The sequence below is a fragment of the Vibrio sp. SG41-7 genome, from assembly GCF_014164465.1.
Taxonomy (GTDB): domain Bacteria; phylum Pseudomonadota; class Gammaproteobacteria; order Enterobacterales; family Vibrionaceae; genus Vibrio; species Vibrio splendidus.
In genome coordinates this window covers 1-16,857 of sequence record NZ_JACJFF010000010.1, presented here as the reverse complement: position 1 = coordinate 16,857, position 16,857 = coordinate 1, and the positions used below count along the sequence as shown (strand labels likewise).

The 16,857-nt window shown below is 43.6% G+C and carries 18 protein-coding genes and 1 riboswitch; of the genes, 7 read left to right on the top strand and 11 right to left on the bottom strand.

Annotated features, from left to right (window positions below; all coding sequences use genetic code 11):
• Positions 1-87: 87 nt before the first annotated feature.
• A complete protein-coding gene (locus H5300_RS04320) occupies positions 88-855 on the top strand; it encodes an SDR family NAD(P)-dependent oxidoreductase (protein ID WP_004733019.1) in 768 nt (255 codons plus the stop codon).
• A gap of 135 nt (positions 856-990) precedes the next feature.
• Positions 991-1,644 (top strand): cupin domain-containing protein, encoded by a 654-nt coding sequence (locus tag H5300_RS04315; protein WP_102449299.1) that lies wholly within the window; start codon positions 991-993, stop codon positions 1,642-1,644.
• 77 nt (positions 1,645-1,721) lie between these two features.
• Here the strand turns inward: H5300_RS04315 and H5300_RS04310 are convergent, their stop codons facing one another.
• Entirely contained in the window at positions 1,722-2,360 is a 639-nt protein-coding gene (locus H5300_RS04310) for an NAD(P)-dependent oxidoreductase (RefSeq protein ID WP_102449298.1), read from the bottom strand.
• Positions 2,361-2,514: 154 nt separating this feature from the next.
• On the opposite strand from H5300_RS04310, the gene H5300_RS04305 reads away from it, so the two are divergent.
• A complete protein-coding gene (locus H5300_RS04305; RefSeq protein ID WP_065681112.1) occupies positions 2,515-3,411 on the top strand; it encodes a LysR family transcriptional regulator in 897 nt (298 codons plus the stop codon).
• A gap of 146 nt (positions 3,412-3,557) precedes the next feature.
• On the opposite strand, the gene H5300_RS04300 is transcribed toward H5300_RS04305, so the two are convergent.
• The gene (locus tag H5300_RS04300) at positions 3,558-4,406 is read right to left on the bottom strand and encodes a hypothetical protein (protein WP_017090859.1); all 849 of its coding nucleotides are present in this window, start codon (positions 4,404-4,406) and stop codon (positions 3,558-3,560) included.
• Positions 4,407-4,787: 381 nt separating this feature from the next.
• Complete coding sequence (ribB, locus tag H5300_RS04295; RefSeq protein WP_004733029.1) at positions 4,788-5,444, bottom strand: 3,4-dihydroxy-2-butanone-4-phosphate synthase; 657 nt, start codon at positions 5,442-5,444, stop codon at positions 4,788-4,790.
• Positions 5,445-5,632: 188 nt separating this feature from the next.
• Positions 5,633-5,783: riboswitch (FMN riboswitch) on the bottom strand.
• Between the two features lie 387 nt (positions 5,784-6,170).
• Here ribB and H5300_RS04290 point away from each other — a divergent pair.
• Positions 6,171-6,917, top strand: a complete 747-nt coding sequence (locus H5300_RS04290; RefSeq protein ID WP_017090860.1) for a phosphatase PAP2 family protein — start codon at positions 6,171-6,173, stop codon at positions 6,915-6,917.
• Between the two features lie 53 nt (positions 6,918-6,970).
• Here the strand turns inward: H5300_RS04290 and H5300_RS04285 are convergent, their stop codons facing one another.
• From H5300_RS04285 to H5300_RS04270, 4 genes are all read right to left on the bottom strand, one after another.
• A complete protein-coding gene (locus H5300_RS04285) occupies positions 6,971-7,333 on the bottom strand; it encodes an MmcQ/YjbR family DNA-binding protein (RefSeq protein ID WP_182795494.1) in 363 nt (120 codons plus the stop codon).
• A 78-nt stretch (positions 7,334-7,411) separates the two neighbouring features.
• A complete protein-coding gene (locus H5300_RS04280; RefSeq protein WP_017083156.1) occupies positions 7,412-8,137 on the bottom strand; it encodes a sulfite exporter TauE/SafE family protein in 726 nt (241 codons plus the stop codon).
• A gap of 224 nt (positions 8,138-8,361) precedes the next feature.
• A complete protein-coding gene (locus H5300_RS04275) occupies positions 8,362-9,567 on the bottom strand; it encodes an MFS transporter (RefSeq protein ID WP_017090862.1) in 1,206 nt (401 codons plus the stop codon).
• Between the two features lie 15 nt (positions 9,568-9,582).
• Positions 9,583-9,810 (bottom strand): hypothetical protein, encoded by a 228-nt coding sequence (locus tag H5300_RS04270; protein ID WP_076644891.1) that lies wholly within the window; start codon positions 9,808-9,810, stop codon positions 9,583-9,585.
• A gap of 396 nt (positions 9,811-10,206) precedes the next feature.
• On the opposite strand from H5300_RS04270, the gene H5300_RS04265 reads away from it, so the two are divergent.
• On the top strand, positions 10,207-10,821 hold the full coding sequence (locus H5300_RS04265; protein ID WP_136997082.1) for a YitT family protein: 615 nt from the start codon (positions 10,207-10,209) through the stop codon (positions 10,819-10,821).
• A gap of 137 nt (positions 10,822-10,958) precedes the next feature.
• Here H5300_RS04265 and sigZ read toward each other — a convergent pair whose 3' ends face one another.
• Complete coding sequence (gene sigZ / locus H5300_RS04260; RefSeq protein WP_182795493.1) at positions 10,959-11,573, bottom strand: RNA polymerase sigma factor SigZ; 615 nt, start codon at positions 11,571-11,573, stop codon at positions 10,959-10,961.
• Positions 11,557-11,853, bottom strand: coding sequence for a helix-turn-helix transcriptional regulator (locus tag H5300_RS04255; protein WP_004733042.1), 297 nt, complete (start codon positions 11,851-11,853; stop codon positions 11,557-11,559). Before H5300_RS04255 ends, sigZ begins: the two co-directional genes overlap by 17 nt.
• 232 nt (positions 11,854-12,085) lie before the next feature.
• On the opposite strand from H5300_RS04255, the gene H5300_RS04250 reads away from it, so the two are divergent.
• A complete protein-coding gene (locus tag H5300_RS04250) occupies positions 12,086-13,186 on the top strand; it encodes a permease (RefSeq protein ID WP_182795492.1) in 1,101 nt (366 codons plus the stop codon).
• Positions 13,187-13,297: 111 nt separating this feature from the next.
• Here the strand turns inward: H5300_RS04250 and H5300_RS04245 are convergent, their stop codons facing one another.
• Together H5300_RS04245 and trmY are read right to left on the bottom strand one after the other, a co-directional pair.
• On the bottom strand, positions 13,298-14,500 hold the full coding sequence (locus H5300_RS04245; RefSeq protein WP_182795491.1) for a hypothetical protein: 1,203 nt from the start codon (positions 14,498-14,500) through the stop codon (positions 13,298-13,300).
• Between the two features lie 245 nt (positions 14,501-14,745).
• Positions 14,746-15,345 (bottom strand): tRNA (pseudouridine(54)-N(1))-methyltransferase TrmY, encoded by a 600-nt coding sequence (gene trmY, locus H5300_RS04240; protein WP_017083166.1) that lies wholly within the window; start codon positions 15,343-15,345, stop codon positions 14,746-14,748.
• Between the two features lie 256 nt (positions 15,346-15,601).
• On the opposite strand from trmY, the gene H5300_RS04235 reads away from it, so the two are divergent.
• Complete coding sequence (locus tag H5300_RS04235) at positions 15,602-16,126, top strand: DUF3087 family protein (RefSeq protein ID WP_102549413.1); 525 nt, start codon at positions 15,602-15,604, stop codon at positions 16,124-16,126.
• Positions 16,127-16,857: the final 731 nt, after the last annotated feature.

Below are 16,857 nucleotides of genomic sequence, written 5' to 3'. Positions count from 1 at the left end.
ACCTACCTAACCGATTTGTACTTACTATTCATAGTGTTAGTTCAAGGCCTAAGATTACCACGTTCACATGACTTAGGAGATAACAAAATGAACTTCACTAAAAATGGTATTGCAGTAGTAATCGGTGGCACAAGTGGTATGGGCTTTGAAACAGCGAAGCAGTTAGTCGCTCAGAACATCCATGTGTTGGTTGTCGGCAATAACCCAACTAAGTTAGATAAAGCGGTGTCAGAGCTTCAATCAATAGGCCATGCTTCTGGTTGGCAAGCTAACCTTTATGATGATGCGAGTGTGTGTCGCCTTATCGAACACCTTGAGTCGTTAGATGAAGGTATTGGTTACCTTGTTAATGCGGCGGGTTACTTCAACCCTAAAGCGTTTATTGAGCACCAAGAATCGGATTACGAGCAATACATGCAGCTTAATAAGGCAACCTTCTTCATTACTCAAGCGATAAGTAAATTGATGATCAAGAATGGCGGTGGCAGTGTGGTTAACGTTGGTTCTATGTGGGGCAAGCAAGCAATCAAAGCGACGCCATCTTCTGCTTATTCAATGGCTAAAGCTGGCCTGCACGCATTAACACAACACATGGCAATGGAACTGGCTGAGCATAACATTCGTGTGAATGCGGTTTCCCCGGCTGTGGTTAAAACACCGATTTACGAATCTTTCATTAAGCCGGAAGAAGTGGATCAAGCGTTAGAAGGCTTCAACGCGTTCCACCCTATTGGTCGAGTAGGTTTGCCGAAAGACATCGCCAATAGCATCTCTTTCTTATTGTCAGACAGTGCTGATTGGGTAACGGGTGCAATCTGGGATGTTGATGGTGGCGTGATCGCTGGCCGCAATTAATCAGGATTCTTTTTAGGTGGCTGTCGCGCGGGTAAAATAGCAGCGAGATGGCCTCCTTGATGAGTATTCGCGTAGAATAGAAACGAGAAAGACAACAATAATAATTAAAACGATAACAAGAGTAAGGTCGCCATTATGTTCAACATGGACTTTTCAAAGAGACTGGTTATAGAAACCGAGACATTAGATTGGATCGCGAGCCCTGCTAAAGGGGTTTGGCGTAAGCCACTTGAAAGAGAAGAGAAAGAATCAGGTCACACGACCAGTGTTGTGAAGTACGAACCGGAATCTTCGTTTTCTGAGCACCCACATCCGCAAGGCGAAGAAATCTTCGTGTTAGACGGTGTTTTCTCTGATGAAACTGGAGATTTCCCTGCCGGTACTTATATCCGTAATCCCCCGGGCAGTGCGCATTCTCCATCAAGCAAAAATGGTTGCACGATCTTGGTGAAGCTTAACCAGTTTGATGCGAGAGACTTAACTCAAGTTCGCATTAATACTCTAGAAACAGAGTGGCTTCCGGGTATTGGTGGTTTACAAGTGATGCCACTGCATGAATTCGAGCACGAGCATGTCGCTTTAGTGAAGTGGCCTGTTGGCGAACGTTTTCAGCCGCACCGTCACTTTGGTGGTGAAGAGATTTTTGTGTTGTCAGGCACTTTTAAAGATGAACATGGCGAATATCCAAAACACACATGGATGCGTAGCCCTCATATGAGCGAGCATTTCCCTTATGTGGAAGAAGAGACGGTTATCCTAGTGAAAACGGGGCACCTGCCATTGGATTAAAGGAATGCTCAATATAAAGATGAGAAAGCCGCATTGTTTTGAACAAGCGGCTTTTTTAGTTTTTATATATGAGCTGACTAGTACGCGACACCAATACGTTGGCGTGGGAACTTGCCAGCTTCTAGTTCATCAATCATCGCGATAGCGTAGTCGCTGACGGATATTTTGCTGTTGCCATCTTCGTCAGTGAGCAGTTGATCACCACCTGTGCGGTAGGTTGATAGCTTATCGCCCGGGAAGATTTCCGCAGCAGGGCTAACGAATGTCCAGTTAACCTTGTCATTAGATTGTTTGAACACTTCAAGCGCTTCACCCTGTGCTAGCGCTTCGTTTTTGTAGTCCGCAGGGAAGTCAGGAACGGTAACTAACGGTACGTTTGGCGCCACTTCTAATGAGCCTGCACCTCCTACCCAAAGTAGACGTTCGATGCCAATGCTTGGCAATGTATCAAGCAACTTAACTGCTGTGTTTTTTACGATGTCGTGATTGCCTAGAGCGCGTCCACCAATCGAAGCAATTACCGCATCAACGCCTGAGAAAGCGGTCGCTAGACTTGCCGCTTCATCTTGTAAATCAAATGAACGAACTTCAACATCGCTGATTTCTACGCGGCTTGCATCTCTTACAACAGCAACAACTTCGTGTCCGCGAGATTGAGCTTCTTGAGCTATGTGACTACCAATCCAACCTGATGCGCCTAATACTGCAATTTTCATAATGTCTCTCCAATTATCTAATTTATTGAGTCTGTTTCTCGACAGCCATTGCAGTCTAATAGCTCACTAGATTGCGATAAATATCGTGAAATGATGTAGATTGTATCTATACAGTTATCTAATAGGCTTGGTTAAGTCGGTAAGGGAGAGTGTGATGGACAGGTTGACGGCGATGCGTAGCTTTGTTGAAGTCGCAAATTGCGCCAGTTTTACTCAAGCAGCAGAGCATTTGGACATGAGCCGTTTACAGGTTTCACGGCATGTTCAAGAGATCGAAGGGTGGTTAAAACAAAGGCTTCTGCACAGAACGACTCGTAAGGTAAGTTTGACGACAGCAGGGGAGATTGCGCTACAACGTTGCGAAAAAATACTCCATGAAACGGCGGAGCTAGAAGTCACAGCACTTAATCAAACCGATGCTCTTTCCGGAACCATTCGAATAGCAGCCCCAATTGGCTTGACTCAACATATGCTGTTGAGTGTGGTTGAACAGTTCACAGAGCTTCATCCCAGTATCACGGTAGAGCTATTTGCTTCTGACCATTTTGCTCAGCTGGTGGATGATAGAATCGATATTGCGCTGCGCTATACCGATCAACCTGACGATAGTTTGATTGCTCGAAAGCTAATGGAAATTGATTCGGTGGTGTGTGCCTCACAAGACTACCTAGACAAACACGGTGAACCTGAAACGGTTGAAGCGCTTAGACAACACAATTGTTTTCGTCATTTGAGTGTCTCTAAGTGGGATTTTGTTAAGGATAACCAACATTATTCGGTTGAGGTGTCGGGGACTATTAAGGCCAACGATGTTGGGGTGTTAGCTCGCGCCGCACAGCATGGCAAAGGGGTTGTTCGATTACCTTGTGATTTAGCGAATCCGTTGATTGCTGAAGGGAAGCTGAAACGAATTTTGGATGATTTTGTTTCACCGAGTAGTGTGCTTTGGGCGGTGTACTTGTCTCGCAGTTATCAGCTGCCTGTTGTTCGTCAGTTTATTGATTTTGCAGCAGAAGCTTGGTCTAACGATATTAAATCTGAAGACGTTTAAGCTTACATCGCTCATAACTTGTCTCGTCCTAAAATAGAACCAAATAAATATATAAGCCCATAAATACAAAAATCCGATATCAAAGGTGATATCGGATTTGAACTCAATAATTCAGAGTTCCAGCACGCTCTCCTCTCACGAAGTCTTTACATGTAATGATGTACGGATAATCGGGTATTTATCACCTTATCGTTGATGCTAGGTAAAGGCTGATACAAGCTTTTGGTAATGTCTGATAATACTTGGTCGTAGACTTGCGATACCACAGTAGAGATATCACTGGTTAACTCGTACATGCTATCTGCTGGCTGGGTCGCTTCAGTACTTGATGCGATCTCGGTAAGTGCATGCATCGCACGTGTACAAATGGGTGACCCACTGCTGATAGGGCAGATAATCGATAATTGGTTGAGTTTGCGGTGTGTCTGAGATGCGTAGAATTTGAATCTCGCATACTCCTCAGGCTTCTCCATATCAGGTATGCACATTCTCAGCTTGGTCAAGATCTCCATGCAGTCTAAGATCTGTTGCCAATTCATGTGGTATTCACTACTCATGTCTTCTCGCTCAGACTGGATCAGCCAGATGATCATCACTTCATCCATCAAGAACATGCTGTGGCGAATTGTTTTGCCATGAATCGATTGGTTACGCACCAAACTGCGGTTTTGCCAGTCGCTGTGCATGGCAATGAGCTTAAGGTGATAGATGCGATACATAGGGCGGCTATCAAACGAAACATGAGATTGAAGCAATTCAGAGACCTCAAGTATGTTGTCGTAAATCTCGTTCACTTTACGAATCGAGTCGCTAGACAATTTATACGCCAGAGCGTAATGCGTTGCAGCGCGATGTTTACGTGATAACAACAATAGCTCTCTAAGCAAAACTAAGGTTTCAAACCTGTGTGATAGCGCCGTTTGTCTCTTCCTTGAGAAATGAAATAGGGCAGCAAGTACTGCTATGGATAAACCAACTGAAATAATTACAAACATATTTAACTCCTAATATGTGTATACCTACTTAGTGGTAGTGCAGACACCGTGCCAAAATAAATAAGTGTTATATTTCAGTTATTTATGATTTTCATGTGCTTATGAATGATCAATAATGGTGCATGACTTCACCATTTGAGTGACTGTTTCTCATATTTTGCAGGATTTTTTGAGAGGTTACGCTTTTCTTGTGATTAGGCTGGGGAGGTTTCGATAGGTAGGGACACTTCGGCGATCAATCTCTAGCTCGTCTCAAAATACGGAAATTAAAAAGGCCTAATTCTTTAATGCTATTAACTAGAAACAGCATTAAAGAATTAGGCCTTTCAATATTTATTAGCGATCCAATTATCGCCAGCGCTGGACACTGACGATTAAGCGCTATGCAAGCTTAAGGTCGAACTCAGTGCGGTACATAACCATATCTTCAATGGTCAGTACTGGCATGTTGTGCATTTTACCGAAAGCAACGATCTCTGGCGCTTTTGCCATCGTGCCATCTGGGTTGGTTACTTCACACAGTACGCCTGCCGATTGAAGACCAGCCATTTGCATAAGATCCACTGTACCTTCTGTGTGGCCGCGACGAGCAAGTACACCACCTTTACGAGCACGCAATGGGAATACGTGGCCAGGGCGAGCAAGGTCAGTAGGCTTAGCTGTTGGATTTGCAGCTGTCTTGATCGTTGTTACACGGTCAGCGGCAGAAACACCTGTTGTTACGCCAACTTTCGCTTCGATAGTTACGGTAAACGCAGTTTGGTTTGCGCTGTTGTTATCAACAACCATAGGTGGAAGTTCAAGTTGGTTCGCTTGCTCGTCAGTTAGACACAGGCACACAATGCCGCTGCATTCGCGGATCATAAGCGCCATTTGAGCATTCGTCAGGTGTTCTACTGAGTAGATGATGTCGCCTTCGTTCTCACGATCTTCATCGTCAAGTAGAAGTACGCCACGACCTTCGCGTAGAGCTTGCAGTGCGTTTTCAACGCGAGTGATTGGTTCGCCAAATTCGGCAAGTAGTGAAGACTGATTCATGGTTAAACTCCTAAAATATCACCAGAATCAGGGCTGTATGAGGGATCTCAACCGAGCACAACAAAGCCTACTCATTACAAGTCAACTTTAGCTCATTATGGTTTTATCCAAAACGAAATGCACCCGTCTAAGTTGGAGGCATGAACCCAACTCACGCGGGTACGCCTTTCCAACTTAAACGAGTGTGTTTTCATTCTCTCTCATCCGGACTATAACCGTCGGCTCTGGCATCTCACCAGATCTGCTGACCTCGACGAATCGAGCGCTCGCGGGCTTATCTTTAGATTTTGCTAAGGACATACCGCCGGTGGGGAATTTCGCCCCGCCCTGAGAATAAAAATTAATAATCTGTTTTGCTTTTGAAAGCAGACCAGATGGTAATCCTTTCAATAGTGGATTTAAAGGACTGACAGCAAAGTTTTTAAGATTCTGGCCTTATAATCCGGTAAGTGTTCACTTTATCAGCAGAACGCGTCCGGTAGTCTACTTAGTGGGATGATGCCTTTGTCTCGTCTGGTTTCAGTGGTTTTTGCTATCTCTATGAACATAAATGGATGTTGAACATTATTGGTGCTGGCGTGGCTGTTCACCGAATCAATACTCAAGAGGTCCATTAATCGAATATTGTTACACCATGACGGCTGACTGACCGTTTTGACATAAAATTGATATTGACGATGCTAAGCTGCGATAGCATCCGACCACTTTATCTAAAAGATCTTAGCCATGACTTCTCTGTTCTCTAACAAATCCAAAGGCTTATTACTGCTCGTTCTAAGTTTGTATTCCCTCATACCCTTTTTGATCTTTGGATCTGACTTCGACCTTGGAAGTGCTGTTTTGCCTTTCTATGGAGCCTTCATAACGTTTGTGACTTACTCTGCGGGCAATCAAGGATTCTTGGTAACGCTAGCGATTTTGTCTTTAGTATTGTTCACGATGAAGTTTTCCAAAGCTAAGTTAGTCAGTCTTTGTCTGCAGCTCGGCTTGTTGTTGGTGCTTAGCTTTGCAGCGAAAACCTTCTTAAAGCATTCCACTGAGAGCCCTCGTCCTTATTCTGAGTATTTGGTGACGCAGGAAGTGGTTGAAATGCCGGAAGTGTTTTACGAATTACCATTGGTTGAAAAGAATGCTGCGATTGAGTCTGTACAAGATAAGGTGAGCGAGTGGCGAACGCGTCACTGGCTGGGTGAAACGGACTACTCTTTCCCATCTGGACATATGATCTTTGTCGGTGTGTGTTTGGCGTTCTTTGGTGGTCTTCTCCTAGAGGCGAAACGCTTTTATCTAGTCGGCGGTTTACTGGTTTGGGCTGGTGGTGTCGCCTATAGCCGTGTTTGGCTTGGCATGCATCGACCAGAAGACTTAGCCGGATCTATTGCCTTTGCGGGTTTGATCTATTTATTGGTGCCGCTTATCTCAGAGCAAAAAATAGAACGCTATTTACCTGCATTTTTGAAACAGACTTCTTAGGGAGCCTTCCTCACTGTAAAAGAAGGGCTCAGACTAGCAGTACGTAATAAACGTTATTGATTGAGCCCTAGCTCTGCTTGTTTCTTTTTGGTTAGACTTAAGGACACAATTCGGTGTGACTCAGTGAGGTAGTATCTCAGCTCCTCATCCCTTTCTGGCGTGCTTTCAAACAGCTGAATCCATTTCATACCACGCGAAGCAAAGTAGGGAGCAGGTTTATAACCGGGTTCCTCTTTCAGAAAATCGAAGTTCTGATCAGATGCCTTGAAGATAAACGCAGGCTCATCTTTCGGTCCCCAACCACCAATCGCAAACACCTTGCCACCCACTTTCCAAACGTGCGAGTTATTCCACTGCATCACATAACTGGTTGCAGGCAGTGACTCGCAGAATGCATTGAATTCGTCGTAAGTCATAGAGCGTCCTTTTATCTATTGGGTGTTTGAACTGTGTTGGTTTTTTAAGCTGTCTTTTTCGGTCTTTATCGCCAATAACTAGCCAGCTAAACCCTGCCAGATTGCCGTAAAGCCACTGAGAGAACATAGCAGTAATGAACCAATGCGTATCTTCTCTTTAGGGATGCTTTGTGTCGTCATTAACGCCACTTTGTAACCCAACCAAGCAGCAGGCAGCAAAGGTATAGTGATGATCAAGTGGTGTAGCGTGAAGAAGCCAATTGGGATCTGTACTACCAACGAAATGATCGAACTAAACACGAAAAACGCAGAAAGGTTACCACGAAGCTGATTGGCATCTTGGTGTTGGAGTAGCAGTGCCATCGGTGGACCACCAATACCAGAACTGGTGCCAAAGAACCCAGAGAAGAACCCTGCAATACCCATCTTGATTGGGGTTGGTTCGAGTCTGAATGGCAGTAGGCTAACAATCACTGCAAATACCACCAATAAGCCTAACCATAATGACAACACGCTCGTTGAAACCATCACCAATAATGCTCCGCCTGCCAGTGAGCCTGGAATGCGGCCCAGCAATGCGATTTTTAACCCGCCAATAGAAATGTTTGCACGGTGTTTAAAGGCGTTGAATAAAGAGATAAACAGGCCAACCAAGCAGATAGGCGCAGGTACATAGTCTGGTGAGACCAAAAACAGCAGTGGGGCTGCAACAATAGCCAAACCAAAGCCGATTGCGGTTTGCACAAATGAGCCAGCAAAAATGAGTGCCATTGCGATAAGGACAGTCTGATCTATGTATTCCATAAGCCTGCGGATTAGTTTTAAAGGAGCGAGTGGATACTATAAATTAAAACGAAAAGGATAGTCTTATTATTCAGTGAGGTTTATGCAAATATCGACCGTTTTAATTGGTGAAATAGTGACTAACAAAAAAGCGAGTGAGTATATCAGGATGCTTCCTTTCAATACTCACTCGCTTTATTGGAACGACTTGTTGTTTACACTAGTGGGGGAGTCAGTGTTAAACGTTAAGCCATTGCCAATTTCAGTCGCTCAATCGGCTTGTCATTGATTGGTAAATGGATAAGCGCTGCCGCAAATGCAAGTACCACGGTTGACCACCAGATTGGCTCGTAAGAACCGTAGTAATCGTAAATACGACCGCCAACCCAAGCGCCTAAGAAGCTACCTACTTGGTGAGTAAAGAACACCAAACCGTACAACGTTGACAGGTAACGAGCACCGAAGATCTGACGAACTAAGCCAGAAGTTAGCGGAACTGTACCCAACCAACAGAATCCAATTGCCGCGCCGAAGATAGCCGCGGTTGACTCAGTAACAGGCAAAGTGACAAAAGCTCCGATAACCACGGTACGCACTAAGTACAGTGCTGACATTACATGACGCTTGCTGAACTTGTCGCCCATCACACCCCAGAAGTAAGACCCGAAGATGTTGAAGATGCCAACGTAAGCCAGTGCCATCGCAGCGCTGCTCGCTGGCAGGTTTTTGTCGGCTAAGTAACTCGGTAAGTGCGTCGCAATGAACATCACATGGAAACCACACACGAAGAAGCCTGCATGAATTAACCAATAACTTTTGTTCGCAAACGCCTCAGACAGCGCTTCTTTTAGTGTTTGGTTGTCTTCAACTTGTTTATTGGTTGTCGATCTCGGCGCTCGCATAAACAGCGCAAAAGAGATCATGAAACAACAAAGTACGCCAAAGACTTGCATCGCACTCTGCCAGTCAAATTCGTTCAACATGTATTGCGCGCCCGGAATTACCGCGAACATACCAAATGAACCTGCTGCTGTGGTTAAACCAAATGCCTTCGCTGCGTGCTCTGCAGGTACTACTTTTGCTACCGCGCCTAATACGATCACATAGCTCGTCGCACTTAACCCAAGGCCAACGAGCGCGCCTAGTGAAACGTAAAGCATGCTTGATTCGGTAGAAATAGAGGTAAGAAGTAAACCCAAACCGTAAGCACATGCGCCAGCAATAATGATGCGTCTTGCTCCCCATTTGTCAGCAGCCATACCAACAAAAGGTTGGAACACGCCAAACAATAGGTTTTGTAGCGCAATCGCGAAGCTGAAAAACTCTCGCCCCGTGCCGAAATGCTCTGAAATTGGCATCATGAAAATGCCGAATGATTGTCTGATCCCTAGACTGATAATAAGTGTGCCTATCCCAAGCCATACCAGTAAAGGAAAACGGAAAATGCTCATTCTAATACTCTTAAATTAATGGTGGTGATGTGAGTGGTCTTGCGCTGACATGTGTTGGTCAGTCATCTCATGGTGATGTTCGTGCCCAGAATGCTCATGCGCTGATTGCTGGTGGCAGCCACTGCTCACGGCATGCTGAGCCAAGAGATCAATCAATGGCTGACTGTGATGCACAATAACCAAACTAATGACGAGAAATAGCGTCATTCTGGCCAGTTGGGCAAAAAGAGATTGTGAAAACATAAGGTGTTTACATGCGCTCAATGTTGTAAGAAGTCGCGCATCATAATGACGAGTAGGGTATGTATCAAATGACCATTTGTGATTTAGTCTATGCGTTTTACGCATAGATTTATGCGTCGTTAGAATTGGGGCGAAACGTGACCAATAAATAGGAAAACTCGAAGTTTACTGGTTAATAGATAGAAGTATGTAATTAAGAATGAAAGTTCAAATGCAAGATTGTAACTGTCTGTTTAATTGAAGATTTCACAAAACTGTAAAAACTAATATACAAACTAATCACTAATCAACATTGGCCATTAACTCGACTTATCTGTCAAACATCGTAAATTTGGGCATAAATCGTTTCAAAACTACTGAAACGCGATGTTAAAAGATTCAGGGAGAGTCATTCACATGGATAAAGATCATAACCTTCGCGAAAATTTACTGGCACTGCTCTTAGGTAGCGCACTGGTTTCACTCGGCGTTATCTTTTTCAACCAAGTCGGTTTGCTCACCGGAGGCACGGCTGGTCTAGCGATCTTCATTACCAAAGTAACAGACCTAAGCTTTGGCCAAGTGTTCTTCGCACTTAACTTACCTTTCTATATTTTGTCGGTTTCTCGTATGGGCTGGCGCTTCACCATCAATACCTTTATCGCTGTTTCGATTGTTTCGTTCGCCGTGGATCACTTGTATCACGTGATTCAAATTGCCGAAATTCATACATTGTATGCAGCTTTACTTGGTGGTGGCTTGATTGGTACCGGCATGCTGGTGATTTTCCGTCATAAGATGAGCTTAGGTGGCTTCAACATTCTGGCGTTGTTCTTACAAGAACGTTTTGGAATTCGAGCGGGTAAGGTTCAGATGGCACTAGACTGCACGATTGTTGTGCTTTCTCTGTTCATTGTTGATGTGTCATTGGTTCTCCTGTCTGTGCTTGGTGCGATAGTCACCAACTTGATTCTAGCAATGAATCATAAACCGGGGCGCTATCAACCTGTGGTAAAAGCGGAAGCAACATAGTTCGGTTCGCTCAAGCACTAGGTTCGCTTAAGCACTCGATTCGCATAAACAAAGCGTGATTTGCAGATTATGAAAACAATAAAGCCAGCATCAATTGCTGGCTTTGTTCTATTGAAATAACGGGTTCCATGTAGCGATTAACACTTGCCGCAGCTAGCGTCCGACTTAAGCTCGCAATCAATCACATTGCCTTGTTGATCAAGGGACAGGTTACAGCACTCTTCAAACAAGTTCTTAAGATCCCCGCGGCTTTTCTGAACACGAGACTTAACGGTTGAGTAGCTGATGTTTTGAGCCTCTGCGATCTCTTTCTGGCTTTGGCCTTTGATGTCGACAGCAAGCAGTAATGATGAACTTTGTTCTGGTAACGCCTGAATAAAGGGTTCAATACATAATGAAAGCTTCTGCTTGAACTCAGAATTGTGGTCTAAATCGGTAAACCAAAGATCTTCAGCATCAATTTGGCTATCACGTTGTTGTCGAGCGTGCTTACGGTAAAAGTCGATGATCGTGTGATTGGCTAATTGGAATAGCCACGACTTTACGCTGCTCGCATCTTGTACCTTATCTAAGTTCTGATAAGTCTTAATCAAGATCTCTTGAAGCAAGTCGTCTACATCGGCGGTGTTGTTGACCTTAGAATTCAAGAATGACTTTAACGCTTGCTGATACTCGGCCCAGACTTGTTCGAGCTTTAAAGGTGCCTTATTCAAAGGTGCCCCGTTCAAAGGTGCATCAGTTGCACTGTTCATTTACGCAACACTCGTCTTGTAAGAAATCAATCACACCTTCTAGGCACTCATACTCCGCCACGCAGAATAGAGTTCTTCCTTCTCGTCTTTGGCTGATTAGGCCCGCAGACGCCAAGCTTGATATGTGGTGAGACAAGGTAGAACCGGGAATTCCTAGCTCTTCTTGTAGGCCGCCAACTGCAATGCCTTGGTAGCCAGCTTTAACGACACTCTTATAAATGGTTAGGCGAATAGGGTGGCCCAACTCTTTAAGTGCTTTCGCAACGACTTCTAAGTTCATATTAACTCCTCAAGATTTAATTTCGATGTTAGTCGAAATGTATGTCGAATTCAAATTTAAAAACGGTGGCTGTGTAAGTCATTGAAAAAATGTGTTTTAGAAAGTCATTTCGATTTTTATCGAAATAAAGCTTGATCTGGAGCTGTTTATTTCTATAATTCGAGAATATTCGAATTAAGGGTTGGTTACTTTTCTCATAGAGCCCGACCTTCAATCCAGTTTGGAGTTAATTATGAGCAATGAAATGTTAACAATGCTAAAAGACGCACTTGATATGTTCGCTTTCTTAGCAGTAGAGCTAATTATCCTTTTCTTAGCGATCAGCTACATTGTTGGGATTCTTCAAGAGTTCCTTACACCAGAAAAGATTCAATCTATCCTGAGCTCACGTAATGGTAAGGGTTATGTGGTTGCAGCACTATTGGGTGCAATTACACCTTTCTGTTCATGTTCGACCATTCCTTTCTTAAAAGGATTGCTGCGTGCAAGAGCGGGTTTCGGTCCAATGATGGTGTTCCTATTCGGTAGCCCACTATTGAACCCGGTTATCATTGGTTTGTTCGTGATTACCTTCGGCTGGCAAGTTGCTGTGTTCTACTTCCTTGTAGCAATGACGGTGTCTGTAGTGGCTGGTTACGCACTTGAGAAGCTTGGCTTTGAGCGTTACGTAAAACCTGAAGCGTATGAATCAACAGGTTCAGCTTCAAGCTGTGGCACTAGCTGTGGTGACTCTGCTCCTGAGAAAGCAGCACCGGCTAAAGCGGAATCTTCATGTGGTACAAGTGTATGTGGCGAACCTGCACCAGTAATGACTAAGGAGACATCTTGCTGCGATTCTAAAAAAGAAGAACCACAAGTCACTGTTTCATGCTGCTCAACGGATGGAAGTGCGACGGCTGAAATCGTAGAGAAGAAAGAGCCTAGCCGTTGGATGAGAATTTGGTTCTCAACTTGGAAAGACTTCAAACAAGTTTTCCCTTACCTAATGATGGGTATCGCGATTGGTTCATTCATCTACGGCTTCATTCCTACAGACCTAATTGCAGAATACGCTGGTGAAGGTATGTGGTATGCGATTCCAGTAGCAGCCGTGATTGGTATCCCATTATACATTCGTGCTGAAGCGGTAATCCCACTAAGTGCTGCTCTAGTTCAGAAAGGTATGGCGTTAGGTTCGGTAATGGCATTGATCATTGGTAGTGCGGGTGCAAGTTTGACAGAAGTTATCCTGCTTAAATCAATCTTCAAAAACCAAATGATTGCAGCATTCCTATTCGTTATCCTAAGCATGGCGATGGGTGCGGGCTTCCTATACAGCTTCATCTTTGGTTAATCAGTTCTGATTACGAGATAGCACCATCGATAATAAAAAAGAGCTCACATAGTTGAGCTCTTTTTTGTTTAGGTTGTTCCGCCCTGAAATGGGATTAACAAAGCATGATTATCAGACTGCGTTTGGCAGCGCAGCCGAAGTACCGTATGCAGCGAAAGCATTGGTGGCTAACACATCACAGTGATGACGATTAATAGCATCGCCATAATTGTTAGTGATTCCGGGGAACTGAAAACGATACATTGGAATCCCATAGCGACGCTCTCTCTGCTGGCCGATTCTATCTTTGCTTGTCCATAACAGTCGGTTTTTTGCCGTGTAAGTCATGCCGTGCATTTTATTGAAGTATTCTTCATTACTGCGCATTTGCTCGTATAACTCGATGATGCGCTGCCTAGAAAAATTCAACGTCGAGTTCGCCTTAAGTTGCGCTCCCCAACCAGTTAACACTTTTTCCATGAAATCACGAGTCACTAGCCCGGGGCCAGTAAGTAACCCCGCACCTTTACTTCCGCCTGAGGTATTGGCATTACCCACCAAAGTACCGTGTCGGCCTGGCATGTAGGTAGTGTAATATTTAGTGGAAGGGGACAAGCGTGGCATTCTCGCTTTGAAAGCCAATGAGCGTTCGTCTTCAGCAAAAACACATACGATCTGTTTGACGTTTTTGCCCAGTAATTTGTAATCCTTGAATGCGTTCATCCCACCGGGAACTGGGTCACACGCAAAGATGTTGACTGGAATATGGCTTAGCTTGGGATCTTTGAGCATTCGGTTCGCCAATTCAAAGCAACTGACACCGCCGCGGCTCCAACCCACGATGTTAACTTGGCTAATGGGTTTAGTTTGGCGTTCAATCGCAATGTTTTGCTGACGAGCGGCAATCCCTTGTTTTAAATCTGCAGCTAGAGCTTGTGAATCTTTCAACCAATCTTGATATTTCTGATTGGTTGCGAAAGGCCAAGCTGACTTTTCTGGGCGAGATTCGCTAAGCAGTCCTTTTGCTCTCTTCATGTAGTTATTCTTATCTTGTTGGCTTCCGCGCAAGATATTCAGTACATGACGCATGTTGCTGTCGATGCCTTTGCCTAGCAATGTTCCCTTAACTCCAGAATACGTGTCGTCCTTACCTTGCTTCAACCACTCGTTCTGATTCCCACTGCCAACGCCATCCACTTGAATGTAGTCAATCATGTCTCTGCCCGTTGCATTCTTCGCTAGCGTCGAAATCAATTCGCCAGAAACATAGTTTTTGTGATTGTTGTCTTCTGAGTTTGAGCCTGTACCACAGAAGAATACGGTTAATACGCTCATCCTTTGCCTTTAACACAATTATTTAAGATTGGAATCAGTATAGAAGTGATATGAGAAATTTATAAGATTGAATGAGTTAGAGAGAGGCATTGCTCCGAGGTTTAATGCAACAAAGCTGAAAATAGCGAAATGATTACAGGTCACTATGTAGTAAAGAGAGGATTGTCATGTGGAGGATAAGCAATAAAAAACCCAACGGAAGGCTGGGTTTTAAGGGATATCGCTTAATAAGTGGTGGCAGAGAATTAGAAGTCTCTTAAATCAAGCTCATTGTTGATCAACACAACACACTGAGAAGCAAACAGCATGTTTGGACCTAAGCTGATTTTCTCTGTCCCTAAACGCTTCAAGCTGTTGTAGCTTTTCTTCGGCATAGGGATATGGTCAGTTAGAAGGAAACATGGGTTTTCCGCAATCTCTGCATCACGGATAAAGTCGCCTTTCTTATCCATCATGTACAGCTGGTGGTCTTCGGCCAGTTCTTTGACCAACTTTTCAAAGCTCATGGTACGGACAGTGATGCCCGGTTCTACCTGACGTGTCTGTTCTTTTGTCATGCCTTGAGAAGCGTCAACCGCTCTCACTACCGCAGATAACAGTGCAGATTCATGAAAGCCACCAATGTTGGTGATTTCATTTGAATCGAATGTAATGGTACGTGAAAAGTCTTTAGTACTCTCTAGCACAAGGTGCACGGTGACATTCTCACGGTGAGATTGAGCAACGAAGATCGTGTTCATCAGAGTATGAGCCAGAATCTCAGTATGAGCATCTTGCCCAACACCCTCTAAGATAAGTTTGCTCTCTGTAGGGGCTGCGCGAGCGCGTAATACAAATGAACGCATGGAATGTACCTTGTCAGTATGTGATAAAGCGAAACAGACTTTATCAACATGAATTGATGAATAACCAAAATTATGGCGGTATGTAACTCTTTTCTATTAATGAAGTCAAATGGAGTTATGTATAGTACTGACCAGAAGAACTATACGTATTAAATAGAGAGTGACCACATTACAAGATGGTAAAGGTTGAAGCGAACCAAGGTTTACATAGATAGTATGCGCAAATTATTAGGTGACTTACATAAGGAAGTAGTCGATGAAGTTACAGAAGATAAATAAAGAAGAATATAGAAAGAAGATGAACCTACTGTTGGTTTCATTGGTTGGGTCACTCGCCTTGTTTGCCATTGTATTCGGCACCATTCTGATCGAATTGTTTGGCTCGGCAACTTCAATTACTGGTGAATCGACAGGGAACTTTCATTTGAACGTACTTGGGGTGATCTTATCTGTCGCTTTGAATGCGTTTATCGCAAGCCGAGTGAAAGGGCATGAGTATTTTAAGGAAGCGCTTTATGTGTGGAACCTTAAACAAACTCACAATCAAATCTATCGTAAGCTCAAGCGTATTCAACCGAAAGCTGAGCAAGGTGATCGAGAAGCATTAACTATCCTTTACTTCTATTACACTACGCAAAAACAGGTATACGACCTAGATAACAATACATTGACGATAAAAACGGTTCAGCAATCGCTAGATAACATAGTGGAGCTAAGTGAAAAGTGGAGTATCGAACTGGATATAGAGGCATTTTCGAAAGATCTAGTCGCAAAATTCTAAGTTATATGCTCTTGATTGTATGAGCTTTAACCTGTGAAAGAGGGTTTTGACGTAAAAGTAGCCGCTTAAGCAACTTTTTTGAATTTTTATTAAAATAGGGGTTGCCATGTTTTCGATGATCTCTATAATGCCGCCTCACTGACACGGCAGATGCCACAAGGCTTCAGCGGTAGTCAGTAAGACGGAAAGTTCGAAAGAAATTAATTTTAAAAAGTGTTTGACACTTAAGATTAAATCGCTAGAATTCACGTCCGCTTTCAAAGGTTTCTTTGTAAAAAGAAAGTTTCGATAAGCAAAGCTCTTTAATAATTTAAACCTATCAATCTGTGTGGGCACTCGTTGATGAATATCAAAACGTTTTATTTTCCCTTTTTATAAAGAGAAGTAAAACAGATTCCTCGGAATCAAAATTGATTTCAATGAACTGAGTGACCAATTCAATTTGGTACAGCCTTGAGCTGTTTGATTTCACTTTTTAAAGTGAAAGCCAAAAAGAGCACAGTCAATTCATTATCTTTCTGTTGGAAAGATAATAGCTTTAAAATTACACTCTTTATTTATAAAGAATAGTTTTGAAGTCAGTATTCGTTGAGTCACACCTATTAGTTTAGGTAATCAAAACTTTAAATTGAAGAGTTTGATCATGGCTCAGATTGAACGCTGGCGGCAGGCCTAACACATGCAAGTCGAGCGGAAACGACACTAACAATCCTTCGGGTGCGTTAATGGGC

What these genes read in the sequence shown, in the direction of transcription:
- ribB (WP_004733029.1), bottom strand. Translation starts at nt 5,444, where the DNA reads ATGAATCAGTCTTCACTACTTGCCGAATTTGGCGAACCAATCACTCGC.
- H5300_RS04310 (WP_102449298.1), bottom strand. Translation starts at nt 2,360, where the DNA reads ATGAAAATTGCAGTATTAGGCGCATCAGGTTGGATTGGTAGTCACATA.
- H5300_RS04265 (WP_136997082.1), top strand. Translation starts at nt 10,207, where the DNA reads ATGGATAAAGATCATAACCTTCGCGAAAATTTACTGGCACTGCTCTTA.
- H5300_RS04280 (WP_017083156.1), bottom strand. Translation starts at nt 8,137, where the DNA reads ATGGAATACATAGATCAGACTGTCCTTATCGCAATGGCACTCATTTTT.
- H5300_RS04245 (WP_182795491.1), bottom strand. Translation starts at nt 14,500, where the DNA reads ATGAGCGTATTAACCGTATTCTTCTGTGGTACAGGCTCAAACTCAGAA.
- sigZ (WP_182795493.1), bottom strand. Translation starts at nt 11,573, where the DNA reads ATGAACAGTGCAACTGATGCACCTTTGAACGGGGCACCTTTGAATAAG.
- H5300_RS04305 (WP_065681112.1), top strand. Translation starts at nt 2,515, where the DNA reads ATGGACAGGTTGACGGCGATGCGTAGCTTTGTTGAAGTCGCAAATTGC.
- H5300_RS04250 (WP_182795492.1), top strand. Translation starts at nt 12,086, where the DNA reads ATGAGCAATGAAATGTTAACAATGCTAAAAGACGCACTTGATATGTTC.
- H5300_RS04270 (WP_076644891.1), bottom strand. Translation starts at nt 9,810, where the DNA reads ATGTTTTCACAATCTCTTTTTGCCCAACTGGCCAGAATGACGCTATTT.
- H5300_RS04300 (WP_017090859.1), bottom strand. Translation starts at nt 4,406, where the DNA reads ATGTTTGTAATTATTTCAGTTGGTTTATCCATAGCAGTACTTGCTGCC.
- trmY (WP_017083166.1), bottom strand. Translation starts at nt 15,345, where the DNA reads ATGCGTTCATTTGTATTACGCGCTCGCGCAGCCCCTACAGAGAGCAAA.
- H5300_RS04320 (WP_004733019.1), top strand. Translation starts at nt 88, where the DNA reads ATGAACTTCACTAAAAATGGTATTGCAGTAGTAATCGGTGGCACAAGT.
- H5300_RS04235 (WP_102549413.1), top strand. Translation starts at nt 15,602, where the DNA reads ATGAAGTTACAGAAGATAAATAAAGAAGAATATAGAAAGAAGATGAAC.
- H5300_RS04285 (WP_182795494.1), bottom strand. Translation starts at nt 7,333, where the DNA reads ATGACTTACGACGAATTCAATGCATTCTGCGAGTCACTGCCTGCAACC.
- H5300_RS04290 (WP_017090860.1), top strand. Translation starts at nt 6,171, where the DNA reads ATGACTTCTCTGTTCTCTAACAAATCCAAAGGCTTATTACTGCTCGTT.
- H5300_RS04255 (WP_004733042.1), bottom strand. Translation starts at nt 11,853, where the DNA reads ATGAACTTAGAAGTCGTTGCGAAAGCACTTAAAGAGTTGGGCCACCCT.
- H5300_RS04275 (WP_017090862.1), bottom strand. Translation starts at nt 9,567, where the DNA reads ATGAGCATTTTCCGTTTTCCTTTACTGGTATGGCTTGGGATAGGCACA.
- H5300_RS04315 (WP_102449299.1), top strand. Translation starts at nt 991, where the DNA reads ATGTTCAACATGGACTTTTCAAAGAGACTGGTTATAGAAACCGAGACA.